Origin of the sequence: Marivirga harenae, assembly GCF_030534335.1 — a bacterium.
GTDB lineage: Bacteria > Bacteroidota > Bacteroidia > Cytophagales > Cyclobacteriaceae > Marivirga > Marivirga harenae.
Map to the genome: position 1 here is coordinate 1,484,308 of NZ_CP130565.1, position 16,727 is coordinate 1,501,034.

The following is a 16,727-nucleotide window of genomic DNA, read 5'->3' on the forward strand; positions in this document are numbered from 1 at the left end:
ACTGGGCTCTTTATTTGGAACTTATTTGATTCAGTTCTTCGATCCAAGACTCTGCTTCTTCCAGATTAGATACTATTTTGTAGGGTACAGGTTGATTTTGAAATGAAAAAATCATTTTCAGTACAGCTCTAATTGCAGTGCTTGGGATTACGTAAGCAGTACCCAAACAGTAGTTTTGCATTAATTTCCAGTGCTGGCTGAGCCAGGTTGCTTGCTTCTTTTGGTGCGATAATTTTGGAATAACGGCATTGCTTGCATCAAAAATAATTGCGATGGTTTTTCGATCATCATAGCATTTTTCTACCCCATCCAGATACATTTGGAAATTTTCATCTGTGCTTTTTTCACCTGTGAAGGTCACGGTAATTATGGGCATCCGGGTAGAATCAACAATAGCGTAAGACTTCATTTTAGGTTTTTTTACTGATTATGTTTTTAACTACGAAAAGGACTAAAGGTTTGGATTGGAGATTACCCAATGAAAATAACGGCTGTACAATGAAAGTAGTCCTGAAAGGACAAAATATTATATAACAGGGTGAAGCCCTGTGGTCAAACAGACTTACTCAAAAAGCCCTGAAAGGGCGTAATATTACGCACTTTCAGGGCTAATGTCTACTCACTTTTATTTGTAGGGCTTCAACTCTACGTTTTGGTGTGTCAGCCCTTCGGGCCTTAATAAATTCTTCCAAAAGGGGCTCAACTCAACTCCGCCACATTGAAGAATGAATCATCTTTAGCAGGCAATTCTGTTTTCCCCATTAAAAATTGATCGACTTCTCTTGCCGCTTCTCTACCTTCCGAAATAGCCCAGACAACCAGAGACTGACCTCGTCTGGCATCTCCGGCCGTAAAGATATTTTCTACATTCGTTTTGTATGCATTGGCTTCTACTGTTCCAGTTTGAGTTTTATTCACTCCCAGACTATCAAGCAAATGATTTTCTGGATGCGTAAATCCTATGGCCAATAGCGCTAATTCACACGGGACATCTCTTTCAGTACCTTGAATCTCTTGCATGTTTTGTCTTCCTGCTTGAGTTACCCATTCAATGTCCACCAAAGTAATATGGGTTAGCTCTCCTTTTTCATTGCCCTTGAACTCTTTGGTTAATACCCCCCATTTTCTTTCACCACCTTCATCATGCGAAGAGGAGGTCCGTAAAGTCATGGGCCATAAGGGCCAAGGATCTGATTCACCTCTATTTTGAGGTGGTTTTGGCATTAATTCCAATTGTAAAACGGAGCTGGCATGTTGTCTGTGTGATGTACCTATGCAATCTGAACCGGTATCACCCCCGCCAATCACTACTACATTTTTGCCTTCTGCTGAAATTTTATTTTCAATAGAATCTCCTGCTACTTCTTTGTTTTGCATGGTCAAGAAATCCATAGCATACTCAATTCCTTTTAATTCCCTTCCCGGAATGGGCAAGTCTCTAGGAACGGTCGAGCCTGTGCAGATCACAATTGAATCAAAATCATCTTTCAGCATGTCCGGATTAATATTTTTACCCACTTCCGCATTTACTTTAAAGCGGACACCTTCTTCATCCATGATATTAATTCTGCGTTCAACATATTGCTTCTCCAGTTTAAAATCCGGAATTCCATAACGTAATAATCCGCCAATTCTGGATTCTCGTTCAAAAACAGTCACCCAATGACCTGCTTTGTTCAATTGATCTGCAGCAGCTAATCCTGCAGGTCCAGAACCAATCACAGCTACCTTTTTCCCTGTTCGGGTCTTAGGAGGATCTGCTTTTATGTAACCTAGTTCATATGCTTTTTCAGCTATCGTTTTTTCAATATGTTCTATAGCCACAGCCGGTTTATTAATGCCCAATACGCAACTTGCTTCGCATGGGGCAGGACAAATTCTTCCTGTAAATTCAGGGAAGTTATTGGTAGAATATAAAATGTCGGCTGCTTCTTCCCAGTTTTCGCGGTAAACCGCATCATTAAACTCAGGAATGATATTGCCCAAAGGGCAACCAGAATGACAAAATGGAATGCCACAATCCATACATCTTGCTGCCTGCTTTTTGGTTTTCACCTCAGGGAAGGGTTGATATATTTCCTTGAAATCTTCAACTCTTTTTTTTGGGGATCTGCTATCGGGCAACTCCCTATCAAATTTTAAAAATCCGTCTTGTTGTCCCATATTATGCTACAATTTTTTCATTCTCTTTTTGTTCCTCGGCCTTTTTAGCCTCTAATATGCGTTTGAAATCATGAGGAATTACCTTGATAAATTTTGGAAGATATTCTGCAAAATTATCCAGTATTCGATCTGCTTTTTGGCTTCCGGTTGCCTGTGCATGGTAGCTTATAAGCGTTTTCAATTCTTCTACATCTTCTTCTGAGGGGCTTTCCAAACCTACCATTGCTTTATTGCAGTTGTCTTCAAATGCTTGTTTTTCATCTAAGATATAAGCAATACCACCGCTCATGCCGGCTGCAAAGTTTTTCCCAGTTTCACCGAGAACAACTACTCTTCCACCAGTCATATATTCACAGGCATGATCTCCAACGCCTTCCACTACAGCGCTAACGCCTGAATTTCTCACCGCAAATCGTTCTCCAGCCATCCCGTTGATGTAAGCATAACCTGAGGTAGCTCCGTAAAAGGCTACATTTCCAATGATAATGTTTTCTGAAGCATCGAAATCGGAATTTTCAGGAGGATAAATAATTAGTTTTCCTCCTGATAGTCCTTTTCCGTAATAGTCATTGGATTCACCTTCTATCTCAAATGTCACTCCATTCGCTAAGAATGCACCAAAACTCTGCCCGGCAGAACCTTCAAATTTGTATCGGATTGTATCTTCAGGAAGTCCTTCTCCTTTATATTTTTTACTGATTTCGTTAGATAAAATAGCGCCAACTGCTCTATTGATATTTCGAATTGGGAAAGTGGCAGTTACGGGCTTCTGGTTTTCCATTGCCTCTTTGGCAGTTTCCAGTAATTTCCAATCCAACACTTCCTCTAATTCATGTTCTTGTTCAATTTGCTTGAAAACCCCCACTTGTTCAGGGATATTTTCCTGATATAGAATTGGGCTTAAATCCAAGTCTTTCAGTTTCCAGAACGGTACATCATTTCTGATTTTAAGCACCTCTGAATGTCCAACCATTTCCTCAATGGTTTTAAAGCCCAGCTGGGCCATGATTTCCCGTAAATCCTCAGTCAGGAATTTGAAGAAATTCACCACATGTTCAGGGTCACCTGTGAACAATTTTCTAAGTTCAGGATTTTGCGTGGCAACACCCACAGGACAGGTATTGGTATGACATTTTCTCATCATGATACAGCCTTCTACTACCAATGCAGCAGTAGAAATCCCCCATTCTTCTGCGCCTAGTAAAGTTGCAATAGCCAAATCTCTCCCCGTTCGCATCTGGCCATCGGTTTGTACTGTTATTCGACTTCTTAAGTTATTTTTCACCAAGGTTTGGTGGGCTTCAGCTAATCCTAATTCCCACGGCAAACCCGCGTGACGGATTGAACTTAAGGGAGATGCACCAGTTCCGCCATCAGCACCCGAGATCAAAACAACATCTGCATTGGCTTTGGAAACACCCGCTGCCACAGTGCCAACTCCGGCTTGAGAAACTAATTTTACATTAATTCTTGCAGCTCGATTGGCATTTTTTAAATCAAAGATGAGTTGTGCTAAATCTTCAATAGAATAAATGTCATGATGTGGAGGAGGTGAAATCAATCCTACTCCTGGTGTGGAATGTCTTACTCTTCCGATCCATTCATCCACTTTGTGTCCAGGTAACTGGCCACCTTCTCCGGGCTTGGCCCCTTGCGCCATTTTAATTTGTAACTCGTCAGCATTTGTCAAGTAGTAACTGGTCACCTCAAATCTACCTGAAGCTACTTGCTTGATAGCAGAGCGTTCCCAATCGCCATTGGATTTAACCTCAAACCGAACTTCATCTTCTCCCCCTTCTCCACTATTACTTTTTGCACCAATTCTATTCATGGCAATAGCTAATGTAGAATGCGCTTCATGGGAAATAGAACCAAAAGACATGGCTCCGGTGGCGAACCTTTTCATGATTTTGTCCGCTGGTTCCACTTCTGATAGAGAAATGGGAACTCGTTTTTTGAAATCAAATAGCCCTCTTAAGGTTAGTGTATCTTTTACTTGATCATTAATTTTAGATGCATATTTTTTATACAATGAGAAATTGGCTGTCTTTGTTGAATGTTGCAATAAATGGATAGTTTCTGGATTGAAAAGGTGTTTTTCACCTCTCAATTTCCATTGGTAGACACCACCGACTTCCAATCCTTTTTTCACATGTTCATTTTGAGGGAAGGCTTGTAAATGTCTCACTAAAACTTCGCGTGCTAGTCCATCAAAATCTATACCTTCAATTCTTGATATAGTACCCGTAAAACATTTTTCAATTACTGTAGAATGCAGGCCTAAAGCTTCAAAAATCTGGGCACTTTGATAAGATTGCAAAGTGCTGATGCCCATTTTGGATAAGATTTTCAATAACCCATAACCAATAGCAGTTTGATAGTTGGCAACAGCTTCTTCTTTACTAATATCCTCACCCAAAAGCTTTTTATCATGTAAATCTTCAATGGATTTGATAGCTAAATATGGATTAATGGCACTTGCCCCGTAACCAATGATGGTAGCAAAATGGTGCGTTTCACGAACATCACCAGCCTCTATGATGAGTCCCGTTTTAGTTCTTAAATTCTTCTTCACTAAATGCTGATGCACAGCTCCTGTTGAGATCAAAGAAGGGATAGCAGCATGATTTACATCTATATTCTTATCAGACAGGATTAGAACCACTTTTCCGTTATTGGCCGCTTCTTCTGCTTTTGCACAAATAGTATTTATTCCTTCCTCTAATCTTCCCGCTTCACCATCAGCTTTGAAAACGCAATCAATAATTTCATACTCAAAACCGATATCTTTTAAATACATGAATTTGGCAATATCCGAATCTAGCAGCACAGGTTGGGAAATATGAACTTGCTTTGCATGAGCAGGGGTTTCCTCTAAAATATTTAGACTCTCTCCCACGCGGGTAAATAAAGACATCACCATTCGTTCTCGAATTGGATCAATTGGCGGATTGCTCACCTGTGCAAAAAGCTGTTTGAAATAATTGGCTATGTGCTGACTTTGCTTACTCAAAATAGCCAAGGGAGTATCGGCACCCATTGACCCAATGGGTTCGGTTGCACGAACTGCCATATCTGCTAAAATTACTTTTAGTTCTTCAGAAGTATATCCATATGCTTTCTGTTTTCTCAAAAGTATATCGCCCGAGATTTTTTCAGTTTTGATTTCAGGAACTGGTAAGTTTCTTAGTTTTACTCTGTGCGCAATTATCCAATCTTGATAGGATTTATTGGATGTAACTCCATATTTAATTTCCTCATCAAATAGTACTTTTTGCTGTTCTATATCTGCCATCAGCATTTTTCCAGGCTGCAGTCTTCCTTTTTGAATCACATCATCTGATGCAACTGCTAAGGCACCTGCTTCTGACGAAACTATCAGTCGGCCGCTTTTGGTAATGCAGAATCTGGAAGGACGTAATCCATTTCTATCTAAGGTCGCTCCTACTTTTTTACCATCAGTAAAGATCAAGGCCGCTGGTCCATCCCAAGGCTCCATGATAGAAGCATGATACTTATAAAAAGCTTTACGATCTTTATCCATCATGCTATTGTCTTGCCATGCTTCCGGAACCAACATCATCAGAACATGCTCTAAAGGTCTTCCGTCCAATACCAACATTTCAACAATACCATCCAAATTTGCAGAATCCGAATGCTCTGGATTGGTAACGGGTAATAATTTTTCTAAATCCTGATCTGTAAAGACTTTGGAATCGAAATTGGCTTCTTTCGATTTCATTTTGGTCACATTTCCTCTTATAGTATTGATTTCTCCGTTGTGAGCTATAAAACGGAAAGGCTGCGCCAGTTTCCAGTTTGGGAAAGTATTGGTCGAGAACCTTGAATGAATAATGGCAAATGCAGATTTGAATCTTTCATCTCTCAAATCATCAAAATACTCTCTTAATTGGTTGGTCCTTAATTGACCTTTATAAATAACGGTATTGGTTGAAAGGCTACACACATAAAATGCTTTATTGTTTCCTTGCACGTTATGACCAATGAAATGGGTACTATAATTTCTTAATACAAACAGCTTTCGCTCCAGTTCAACAGAAGACATTTGGCTTTCTGCTTGGATAAATACCTGCTCGATTAGTGGTTCTACTGGTTTTGCACCTGCTCCCGGTACTTTTTCGTTAACTGGAATTGCTCTGTAGCCCAATATTTTTAATCCTAACTCCTGTGCATGACTATGCAATACAGCTTTACATTCATCTGCAACTTTTGTCATTTTAGGAAAGAAGAATATACCTGTGCCTACGGGCTGATTTTTTTCATATGAAATATTGGCATCTTCGGAGGTCCACTTGATGAAATGCTCATCAATTTGCAACATGATTCCTGCACCATCGCCAGTTTGCTTGTCAGCACCTGTTCCACCGCGATGTTCCATGTTTTCCAACATATCCAAAGCATCTTGAATAAGTTGAAATTCTTTTTTTCCATTAATGTTAACAATTGTGCCTATCCCGCAGGCATCATGTTCAAAAGCCGAATTGTAAAGAGAATTATTGTGCATAAATTTGATTGTCAGTCAATTGTAAAATATAATTTACTGATAAATACTAATCCAAAAAAGTAATAATTGATGGAATTTAGTGTAGATACTTAGTGTCTAATTTACACTAAGCAAATTTTAAATGCAAATTTAGCTTGGAAATAGATTTTTAAAAGTAAACATAAAAAAACAGTCCTATGCATTTTGAGCGAAATAGGACTGTTTTAATGGGGAGCTAAAGAAGAATTATTTTTTTGGCATAAGTTTAATGATTTTCCCTGGTCCTTCTACGGCAACATAAATAAATCCATCGGGACTTTCAGCAACATGTCTTACTCTGCCAATGCCTTCTAATAGTTTCTCTTCCTTCACATAATTTCCTTCCTCATCCAAAACAACTCTATTTAAGTATCTAAATTTGAGTGAGCCCATCAATATGTTGTTTTCCCACTCGGGATAACGTTCACTAGTCACAAAAGTCATCCCGCAAGGAGCTATCGATGGATCCCAATAATGAACGGGTTGCATCATTCCTTCTTTCTTGGTTTCATCTGTAATTATGCTACCATCATAATCTATTCCATAACTAATTTCGGGCCAGCCATAATTTTTGGCTTTTTGCACAATATTTAATTCATCTCCGCCTTTTGGTCCATGTTCATGAGCCCAAAGCTCACCAGTTTCAGGACGAAATTGCATACCTTGAGGGTTTCTGTGTCCATAGCTCCAAATACTTTTTACGGCATCAGGGATCTGAACAAATGGATTATCTTCCGGAACATCTCCGTTTTCATGAAGCCGGTGAACTTTCCCAAATGGGTTACCTACTGATTGCGCATTATCCATTTCTCCTCTTTCACCAATAGTAAAAAATATATAGCCATCTTTAAAATCTATACGGGAACCGAAATGGACACCAGATCGGGTTTTAGGAAATGATTCATATATCAATTCTTTATTGACTAAGTTATTTCCATCTAATTTTGCTCTCATAATGGCAGTGCTTCCACCACCATCGCCTGGCTTAGAGAAACTGAAGTAGATCCAGCCGTTGCTCTCATAGTCCGGATGTACTTGAATGTCTAATAAACCGCCTTGATTATTTGCATAAACTTCAGGAACTCCATTGAGTTTTTTGCCATTATATTTATCACCTTCAATTATTAATATCTCTCCTTTTATTTCAGTAACTAGCATTCTGCCATCGGGTAGCCAAGTCATACCCCAAGGATTATTCAATCCATCTGCAATAGTTATGGTCTCAAATTCAGTAGCAGCCGTTTTCTTTTCCGGTTCAGCCTGACAAGATATGACGACTGACATGCTGAATAATAGTGCAGGTATAAAAATCGATTTTTTCATAGTTAATGATTTTTGGTATGATGTATTATACCGTTTTAAGTGGATAATGTTGGGTGAGGATGGAAGAGTCAGAAAACTTATGTCTTGACACCACATAATATTTCGCTCTTTTAGGGCTGGATTGAATTTAACTTATTTAGCGTAGGGTGAAGCCCTACGCTTCGATATAACATCCCTTCTTTATCAATTAGATGTTTGTCCTACTTGACCAAGCAAGTCATATTGTTGAAACCTGACAGCTATGGGCAAAAGCATAAAATGTAACAAAGTAGCACTAAATATTTCCTTTAAAAAACAGGATTTTTAAACATCCTCCCACTAATTAAATGGCATTTGACCTTTAAGTCCTGAAAGGACCCAATATTCTAACACAGGATGAAGCCCTGTGCATAGAACCAAAAGCAACCTCTTAGCCCTGAAAGGGCGAAATATATCACTATTCAAAACAGCAGAAATACTTAATCCTTATAAATACTCTCAATTTCTTGTTGATAATTGTTTTCTATTATCTTTCTTTTTAAGCTCAGTTTAGCCGTAAGCTCATGATTTTCGACCGTCCAAGCTTTTGGCATTAGAACCGTTTTTTTGATTTTTTCATATTGAGCAAACTGCTCATTGGCTTTATCTACTTCTTTTTGAAATTTATCTAAAATGATTTGTTGCTTTACCATATCTGTATCGGAGGAATAAGCTATGCCTTTATGATGGCACCACTCCCTCAAGGCTTCAAAATTAGGAACAATCAATGCTCCCGGGAATTTTTGTCCATCGCCAACGACCATGGCCATTTCTATGAGTGTTGATTCTTTGAGTTTGTTTTCTATATATTGTGGCGCAACATATTTTCCACCTGATGTTTTAAACATCTCTTTCTTGCGATCAGTAATTTTGAGGAACTTACCATTGACCATTTCCCCAATATCTCCGGTATGGAACCAGCCATCTTTGTCTATCACCTCATCAGTTTTTTCTGGTTGATTATAATATCCTTTCATGATATTAGGACCCTTTGCCAAAACTTCTCCATCTTCCGCAATTTTTATTTCTACTCCTGGCAGTGCTGGGCCAACGGTTCCAATCAACATATCTTCTTTATTGTATCTATTGAAAGCAATTCCTGGAGAAGTTTCTGTCAAACCATAAGCCTCTAAAACAGGAATTTGTGCGGACCAGAAAATTGTAGCCAATCTTGGCTGTAATGCAGCGCCACCAGATGCGATTAGTTTGATGTTACCACCAACCGCTTCTCTCCATTTACTGAAAATAAGCTTATTCGCTAATTTAAGTTGAAAGTTGTACCAGCCCCCTTGGTTTTTATTTCGATCGTATTTATGTCCGAGGTTTAAGGCCCAAAAGAACATGGATTTTTTGATGCCCGAAAGTTCCATTCCTTTAGCCACTATCTTATCATAGATTTTTTCCAGTAGTCTAGGAACAGTGGTGAACATATCCGGCTGAACCTCTTTTAAATTATCACCAATTTTCTCTAGACTTTCGGCATAATAAACTGCTACACCTCTGTATAAGTAGAAATAAACACTGGTTCTTTCAAATATGTGACAAAGCGGTAGAAAGCTCAAAGATTTTCTGATGCCATCCACGTTTAAATTTTCGTTGACTGCTTTCGCATTACTTAACACATTATTGTGGGTCAACATGACGCCTTTTGGATTCCCTGTAGTTCCGGAAGTATATATTAAGGTCACTAGATCTTCCGGTTCAACTGCATCTCTATAAGGTTGTAGATCAGTCTCATCATTTTCACCACTTTCTTTAAGTTCTGTCCAATGCGGTACGCCTGCTAAATTTTCATAGGAATATATGTTTTTAATAAAAGATAACCCTTCCGAAGCCTTTTTCACTTTATCATAAAGCTCCTGGTCTTCGGCAAAAACATATTTTAATCCGGAATCTTCAAAGATAAATTTATAGTCTTTTGGTGTTATAGTAGGGTACATGGGCACACTCACGGCCCCAATCTGCTGCAGCGCCAAATCAATAAAATTCCATTCAGGTCTATTGGAAGAGACTATCCCTACTTTATCATTTTTGGCCAAGCCTAACTTTATAAATCCTCTAGAAATGGAATCAACTATGTTGATCACTTCATCAATGCTGTAATTTTTCCATTTCCCTTCATATTTATAGGAAAAGGTGTCATTTAGTGGATTATTAGCTTTTTGGTAGCTTAATAAATCAAACAGTCGAGTAGGTTCCATAGTGAATTGGTATAATTTTTCATTAATATAATTGAAAATAGAGCTATTGCCATGCAGACAAAAGAAAATTTTTACTTTTGGTAAAAGATTGATTGAAACCTTACAGTTAATTAGAAGTTCTCAATAGGTTGTTAGTATAAATTCATATTTATTCAATATATTTGGTAACATCAAAATGTAATAACCATGTTAAATCACAAAAAAACCGGTATTATCATTTTAATACTCGCTTCATTTTATGCATTTGATGTTTCGGCCAAGGAGAAAGATGAGAAAAAAGAGAAGGAAAAGGTTGAAGCAGAGCCCGAAAAAAAGAAGTGCGAAAAAACTGATTCTTTAAATGCATTGAAAGAACAAGCAATCGTTAAAGATAGCCTGAGTCAGGATAGAAACAATGCTCCCAGCTCTATGTCTTCTATGTCCTACAATATCCTTTTTCAAGTAATTTACAGATATAGCTTCAAAGAAATTTTTGATTCTCCAGCGGCATCGGAGATCGTAACTAATTAATTAAAAAAAGGCACCCGTTAGCTAACAGATGCCTCCATTCATTTCAGTAGAAAAAAGGTCGATTTCTTAAAACTTTTCGATATCAGCAAAGAAGAAACTTCCTTCGATTTGTGCATTTTCGTCTGAATCAGAACCGTGAACTGCATTTGCTTCAATAGATGAAGCAAATATTTTCCTAATCGTTCCTTCAGCGGCATCAGCAGGATTGGTAGCTCCAATTAATTTTCTGAAATCTTCAACAGCATTCTCTTTTTCCAAAATCATAGCTACTATATTGCCACCAGACATATAAGCAACCAAATCTTTGTAGAAAGGACGCTCTTTATGAACTGCATAAAACTGTCCAGCTCTCTCTTCGCTTAATTTTGTCATTTTCATAGAAACAATTCGGAATCCACCTTCCTCTATCATTTTTGTAATTGCGCCTATGTTGTTCTCACCCACTGCATCGGGCTTGATCATCGTAAATGTTCTGTTTCCAGCCATTGTATTAATTTTATTGAGTTAAATATTTTGAGCTGCAAATTTAAGGGATTAATCTGATATGAAATATTATATTTCCTTAAACTGCACATGAATTCCTGATTTCATCAAACGCTCAGCTATTTAGGCGTTTGTTTTTCATGATTTTCTTATCAACTTTGCAAATCAATTTAATCCCACTAGGGTTAATCTGATTCATGCAGGATATTTTAAAATTAAAGGAGGTCTTAGAAAACCCTCAGAATATTGTAATTACTACTCACCAAAAGCCAGATGCTGATGCATTGGGTAGTAGCTTGGGAATCTATAATTACTTAATTAAAACAGGACATACTGCTACGGTGATAACACCTACAGATTATCCCAAATTCCTAAATTGGATGAAGGGTAATGACCAAGTTATGGTCTTCAATGAGAATGGGAATGAGGAGAAAGCAAAAAAGCTAGTAGCAGAGGCGGATCTTATTTTTTGCTTAGATTTTTCCAATCTTAATCGGATAAATGAACTTGGGGATGCGGTTAGGGCCTCTAAAGCAGATAAAGTTCTAATAGACCACCATCGTGATCCAGAAGATTTTGCAGAATACGCATATCATGATGTAGATTCAGCTTCAACTGCTCAGTTAATTTTCAAATTAATAAAACTTTTTGGTGATAAGGAGCAAGTTGATAGTGATACTGCGGATTGCTTATATGCGGGTATTATGACTGATACCGGATCTTTTAAACATCCAAATACAACTCAGGAAGTACATGAGATTGTGGCAGAGTTGATAAGCTTAGGAGCAAATAATTCAGAAGTTTCTAGATTGATATACGATACCAACTCCTTGGATCGTTTAAAATTCTTAGGTTTTGCCCTGAGTGAAAGACTTACGGTATTTGAAAATGAACATGCAGCTTATTTCGCTATTTCTATGGAAGATTTGGAGAAATTCAATTCGAAAAACGGAGATACAGAGGGATTAGTAAATTATGCATTATCGGTTGATGGTATTACGATGGCCGCACTTTTTACTGAAACAGAAGATGGAACGAAACTTTCGCTAAGGTCTATTGGTGATTTTGAAGTGAATACCCTAGCTGGAGAATACTTTAAGGGTGGTGGTCATAAAAATGCGGCAGGCGGAAAAGTAAATATGAGCTTGTCTGAGACCGTCAAATTATTCGAAAAAATAATTAAAAAATACGCTAAACAATTAAAAAACAGAGAAAAAATAGAAGTTTATGAACAATTTTAAAAATCTGGCATTCGGATTATTATCACTTATACTTATAGTAGCATGTGATAGTCAAAAGCAAGAAAAGACAGAAGATGGTGTAGAATATGTCCTAATTGAGTCAGGAGAAGGCGGAAGTTTTGAAGAAGGCGATTTTGCTATTTTCTCCATCAAAATTGTCGATAGCAAAGATTCAGTGATGATTGATAGTGAAAGAGATGGCGAGTTGCCTGTCCAAATTAATGATTCGATACTCTCAACTAGAGGCCCATTATTCTCTATTTTGAAGGAATTGCAAATAGGAGATAGCATAAAAACTAAGTTGTCTGCAAGTCAGGTATTGACTGAAGGCTTCAGACAGCCCATTTCTCAGGATAAAGACAAAGCTGAGAGATTGACAGTATTTGCGAAAACATTGGAAAAATTAGATACTGCTGGTTTCATGGAGTGGCAACAGCAAAAGAGAGTGGAAGCCATGGAAGAAATGCAGAAAAAGGCCGAGGAGCAAAAAGGAATTGATGATCAATTAATTAAAGACTTCTTGGCACAAAATAATATTGAAGCTAATAGAACTGAGTCAGGTTTATTCTACATCGTTACCCAAGAAGGTAGTGGTGAACAGCCGCAACAAGGTGATTCTGTAAGTGTGAACTATGTTGGCAAATTGATGGACGGAACCGTTTTCGATACTTCGTATGAAGAACTTGCACAGGAAGCAGGGGTTTACAACGAAAACCGCACTTATTCACCATTTAGTTTTCCTATTGGTAAAAGGCAAGTGATCGCTGGATGGGATGAAGGACTAATGTTGTTGAACGAAGGTAGTAAAGCCACATTTTATATTCCATCAGGTTTAGCTTATGGTCAAAGAGGTTCAGGTCGTAGAATTCCACCAAACAGTCCATTGATTTTTGACGTTGAGCTAGTGGAGGTAAAATAATATGAAAAAAATATTGTTATTGATGATGACGGGGCTAGTTACAGTCCTGTTTTCATCCTGCGAGGAGGAATGTGAGAATACTTACGGAGAATGTCCAGAAGAACAGTTGGCAGAAGATGTTCTACTTATTGAGGAATATCTTGAGGATAATAATCTAACTGCTGAGAGACTGACCTCATATGACTTATTTTATATTATTGAAGAGCAGGGAGCAGGAGGAGAACCAGAAAACGGGCAGAATATATCAGTAAACTATGTCGGGAAATTTCTAAATGGAAAGGTGTTCGATACCTCTATTGAATCAGTTGCAAAAGATGCAGAGATTTTCAGTGAATCTAGAACTTATGAACCCTTCAGTTTTACATTAGGGCAGCGTCAGGTAATTTTAGGATGGGATGTAGGATTAAAATTGATAAATGAAGGTGGAAAGGCAACTTTGATTTTACCGTCATACTTGGCTTACGGACCACGAGGGAGCGGATCCATTCCCGCCAATGAAGTATTACTTTTTGAAGTTGAATTAGTGAGCATCAATGAATAAATTATCATTTGTAATGATCAAAAATCTATTATCAATCAGCATTTTTACTGTTTTATTTGTTGGTATTTTTTCTTGCCAGTCGGAAGTTCAATGCAATCAAATACCTGAAAATTCAGCAGACCAAACAAGGTTAGAACAACAAATCCAGGAAATAGAGAGTTTTTTAGAATCAGAAGGGATTGAATACCAAACTCATTCTTCAGGAATCAGGTACTCAGTGCTTGAGTCGGGAGAAGGCAATTCTCCAGATTTTTGTTCTGGCGTTTCAGTGGATTACGAGGGCAGGGTACTAGGTGAAGATGAAACTTTTATTTCGGGAATAGGAACAGATTTCTCCTTGAGATCGAATCAAGTGGTAGTAGGTTTTAAGATAGCTATCAGTTTGATGAATAGAAATGCTGATTACAGACTATTTATACCTGGAGAGCTTCTTATCAATAGAGGTATTAGCAATACAGTTCCTAGTAGTATCCCTGATGGTGAAAACATTGAGTTTCGCGTTAGATTAAATAGTTATTAATAGAGATTAGCGTAATGTTATGAAACTGTGTTTTGCAACTAATAATCCCAATAAGATCAAGGAAGTCTCTCAGCTCTTAGGAGAAAAATTTGAACTGCTAGGACTGAAGGATATAGGATGTCATGAGGAACTAAGAGAAGATCAAAGCACTTTGGAGGGTAACGCTCAACAAAAAGCCGAATACATTTTCGATAACTATAATATCAATTGTTTTGCAGATGATACGGGCCTTGAAGTGGAAGCTTTGAATAGCGAGCCAGGCGTTTTCTCAGCCCGATATGCAGGCCCTCAACGATCAGATCAGGATAATATGTCACTTTTATTAAGTAGGCTGGAAGGTTCGCCCAATAGACGGGCACGATTTCGAACAGTGATTTGTGCCTTTATTAACAATCAAAAACACTTTTTCGAAGGAATTGCAGAAGGAGAAATCGCAAGAAGACATAATGGGGATAAAGGCTTTGGCTATGATCCTATATTTATCCCAAAAGGTTATTCTCAAACATTTGCACAAATGAGTCTGGAGGAAAAGAACAATATTTCCCACCGATCAATAGCAGTCAAAAAATTGGTCGAATTTTTAAAAACAAATTCATAAAAACAGTATAAAACTGTAGTTTTGTATTCATGAACAAACCATTCATTGTAGGCATCACAGGAGGGAGTGCTTCAGGAAAAACAATGTTTCTGAAAAGTCTGCTCAACCATTTCCCCAAAGATGAAATCTGCCTCGTTTCCCAAGACAATTATTATAAAGACCGACACTTACAGCCGAAGGACGAAAACGGAGTGGAAAATTTCGATACTCCACAGTCCATTGAGTTTGATGATTATGCTCGTGATATAAAAATGCTGAAAGAAGGGAAGCCAGTAAGTCGAAAGGAATATACTTTCAATAACCCAGATGTAGTCCCCAAGATGTTGGAATTTAAACCTTCTAAAATAATAGTGGTAGAAGGCTTATTTGTTTTTTACTTTCCGGAACTGGTAAAACTATTAGATCTAAAGGTATTTATTGACGCAAAAGACTATGTTAAGTTGAAAAGAAGAATTATGCGTGATAATTCTGAGCGCGGCTATGATTTAGATGATGTTTTGTATCGATACGAAAAACATGTGGCGCCTACCTATGAAAAATACATAGATCCTTTTAAGTATGATGCAGATGTGATCATTCCTAATAACAATAAATTTGATAAAGGTCTGGAAGTTTTAGTATCTTACCTCAAAAATAAGAGTAAATGACCAATCGCTTTGCAGTAATCGGATTAGGACAGTTTGGAGAATCCATCGCACGTACTTTGAGTGACAGTGGTGCGGAAGTACTAGCTATCGACATTGACCTTGATAAAGTAGAGGCGATAAAAGATGATGTCGCCTATGCTGTTGCATTGGATTCCACAGATGTGAAAGCTTTAAAAGCCCAAAATATTCAGGATATGGACGCAATAGTGGTGGCCATAGGTGAAAATTTCGAAGGACTGTTATTGACTACCGTTTTACTGTTGGAATTGGAAGTAGAGCGAATTATTGCAAGAGCCGCCAATTCACAACAGCGTATGATTTTAGAGAAAATGGGAATAGAAGAGATTTTGTCTCCCGAAGAAACGGTAGGTAAAACGGTTGCTGAAATGCTGCTCCATCCCAACATGAAATCCTTCCTTCCATTACCCGATGATTATGAAATTGTGGAGATCAATACTCCTGCCCGGGTTGTGGATCAAACCATTAGCGAAATTGGATTAAGAGAAAAATATAACCTGAACTTGATAACTGTCAAAAGATTGTATGATGAAAAGGTGGACGGTCAATTACAGCAAGTAGAACACATCATAGGCGTACCTAGGGCCGATACTTTTCTTAAAGAAACTGATATTATGATCCTTCTCGGAAAATCGAAGGATGTAAATAAGTTTATTGAGGTGAATAAGTAGTTTCAGGTAACTTAGACCTTTTTCCAAAGAATAGTACTTAGGAAATGATATTTGTTAAAAATTGATCTTTCCGCTCCTATTTCCCTTGGTGAAATTTTATTAAGACAGTTTATTGGTTTAAAGAGACTTTCTCATTGTTCAATGGTTTTCTAGAGAGTAATTTTAAGTGTAAGATTGCTTAAATGCTCGTTTTATGCTTCTTACTTTTTCCATTGATGAAAAAGTAAGAAAAAAATCTAGGTAAAATGAAGCTACTTTCCACAAATGCCAATGCTGGCTTGTCTGCACAAGCAGGCCCGCCATTTTACCCTCCTACCCGCTTTTTCGCTTA

14 protein-coding genes are annotated in these 16,727 nt (G+C 37.8%); 8 read left to right on the forward strand and 6 right to left on the reverse strand.

What is annotated here, in order from left to right; all coding sequences use genetic code 11:
- Window positions 1–10: 10 nt before the first annotated feature.
- From Q3Y49_RS06310 to Q3Y49_RS06330, 5 genes are all read right to left on the reverse strand, one after another.
- Window positions 11–409 (reverse strand): SpoIIAA family protein, encoded by a 399-nt coding sequence (locus Q3Y49_RS06310; RefSeq protein ID WP_303271440.1) that lies wholly within the window; start codon window positions 407–409, stop codon window positions 11–13.
- A gap of 290 nt (window positions 410–699) precedes the next feature.
- Entirely contained in the window at window positions 700–2,163 is a 1,464-nt protein-coding gene (locus Q3Y49_RS06315) for a glutamate synthase subunit beta (RefSeq protein WP_303271441.1), read from the reverse strand.
- A 1-nt stretch (window position 2,164) separates the two neighbouring features.
- Window positions 2,165–6,688, reverse strand: coding sequence for a glutamate synthase large subunit (gene gltB / locus Q3Y49_RS06320; RefSeq protein WP_303271442.1), 4,524 nt, complete (start codon window positions 6,686–6,688; stop codon window positions 2,165–2,167).
- A 225-nt stretch (window positions 6,689–6,913) separates the two neighbouring features.
- Window positions 6,914–8,029: a PQQ-dependent sugar dehydrogenase gene (locus Q3Y49_RS06325; protein WP_303271443.1), complete on the reverse strand. Its 1,116-nt coding sequence runs from the start codon at window positions 8,027–8,029 to the stop codon at window positions 6,914–6,916.
- A gap of 458 nt (window positions 8,030–8,487) precedes the next feature.
- A complete protein-coding gene (locus Q3Y49_RS06330; protein WP_303271444.1) occupies window positions 8,488–10,248 on the reverse strand; it encodes an AMP-dependent synthetase/ligase in 1,761 nt (586 codons plus the stop codon).
- Between the two features lie 186 nt (window positions 10,249–10,434).
- Here Q3Y49_RS06330 and Q3Y49_RS06335 point away from each other — a divergent pair, with 186 nt between their 5' ends.
- Window positions 10,435–10,758, forward strand: coding sequence for a hypothetical protein (locus Q3Y49_RS06335; protein WP_303271445.1), 324 nt, complete (start codon window positions 10,435–10,437; stop codon window positions 10,756–10,758).
- A 66-nt stretch (window positions 10,759–10,824) separates the two neighbouring features.
- Here Q3Y49_RS06335 and Q3Y49_RS06340 read toward each other — a convergent pair whose 3' ends face one another.
- Window positions 10,825–11,244 (reverse strand): nucleoside-diphosphate kinase, encoded by a 420-nt coding sequence (locus Q3Y49_RS06340; RefSeq protein ID WP_303271446.1) that lies wholly within the window; start codon window positions 11,242–11,244, stop codon window positions 10,825–10,827.
- 194 nt (window positions 11,245–11,438) lie between these two features.
- Here Q3Y49_RS06340 and Q3Y49_RS06345 point away from each other — a divergent pair, with 194 nt between their 5' ends.
- From Q3Y49_RS06345 to Q3Y49_RS06375, 7 genes are read left to right on the forward strand one after another with little or no spacing between them, the layout of a single operon-like run.
- Window positions 11,439–12,482, forward strand: coding sequence for a DHH family phosphoesterase (locus Q3Y49_RS06345; RefSeq protein WP_303271447.1), 1,044 nt, complete (start codon window positions 11,439–11,441; stop codon window positions 12,480–12,482).
- A complete protein-coding gene (locus Q3Y49_RS06350; RefSeq protein WP_303271448.1) occupies window positions 12,469–13,401 on the forward strand; it encodes an FKBP-type peptidyl-prolyl cis-trans isomerase in 933 nt (310 codons plus the stop codon). Before Q3Y49_RS06345 ends, Q3Y49_RS06350 begins: the two co-directional genes overlap by 14 nt.
- 1 nt (window position 13,402) lies before the next feature.
- Window positions 13,403–13,942, forward strand: coding sequence for an FKBP-type peptidyl-prolyl cis-trans isomerase (locus Q3Y49_RS06355; RefSeq protein WP_303271449.1), 540 nt, complete (start codon window positions 13,403–13,405; stop codon window positions 13,940–13,942).
- A complete protein-coding gene (locus Q3Y49_RS06360; protein ID WP_303271450.1) occupies window positions 13,935–14,462 on the forward strand; it encodes an FKBP-type peptidyl-prolyl cis-trans isomerase in 528 nt (175 codons plus the stop codon). The genes Q3Y49_RS06355 and Q3Y49_RS06360 overlap by 8 nt, the downstream gene beginning before the upstream one ends.
- Before the next feature lie 19 nt (window positions 14,463–14,481).
- The gene (locus tag Q3Y49_RS06365; protein ID WP_303271451.1) at window positions 14,482–15,060 is read left to right on the forward strand and encodes a non-canonical purine NTP diphosphatase; all 579 of its coding nucleotides are present in this window, start codon (window positions 14,482–14,484) and stop codon (window positions 15,058–15,060) included.
- A 29-nt stretch (window positions 15,061–15,089) separates the two neighbouring features.
- On the forward strand, window positions 15,090–15,707 hold the full coding sequence (gene udk, locus Q3Y49_RS06370; RefSeq protein ID WP_303271452.1) for a uridine kinase: 618 nt from the start codon (window positions 15,090–15,092) through the stop codon (window positions 15,705–15,707).
- Window positions 15,704–16,396, forward strand: coding sequence for a potassium channel family protein (locus Q3Y49_RS06375; protein ID WP_303271453.1), 693 nt, complete (start codon window positions 15,704–15,706; stop codon window positions 16,394–16,396). The genes udk and Q3Y49_RS06375 overlap by 4 nt, the downstream gene beginning before the upstream one ends.
- Window positions 16,397–16,727: the final 331 nt, after the last annotated feature.